1 protein-coding gene is annotated in these 251 nt (G+C 64.1%); it reads right to left on the minus strand.

Annotation, left to right across the window (positions count from 1 at the left end; all coding sequences use genetic code 11):
* Positions 1–251 (minus strand): Ig-like domain-containing protein (locus E4P00_RS20405; protein WP_248132743.1); only part of this gene is annotated, 251 nt, incomplete at both ends.

The raw sequence follows: 251 nt of genomic DNA on the forward strand, positions 1-251 counted from the left end.
CAGCGGCACATCAACGTTGGTGGCAGGCGACTGCGTGTCACCGTCCTTGACCACCACACCGACCTGCTGGCCGCTGGTGTTGCCCGGCAGCGTCACGGTGCCTTGGCCTTTGTCGTCCAGAGTGACTGGTTTACCAATCGGCTTGCCGGTCTGGTCCTGCACCTGCACGGTCGCGCCCGGCTTGCCGGTGACCACTACATTGCCAGTGGCTGGATCGACAGTGCCCAACTGCGGTGCCAACAGCGGCACAT

It is taken from the genome of Pseudomonas sp. B329 (genome assembly GCF_023127835.1).
Classification (GTDB): domain Bacteria; phylum Pseudomonadota; class Gammaproteobacteria; order Pseudomonadales; family Pseudomonadaceae; genus Aquipseudomonas; species Aquipseudomonas synxantha_A.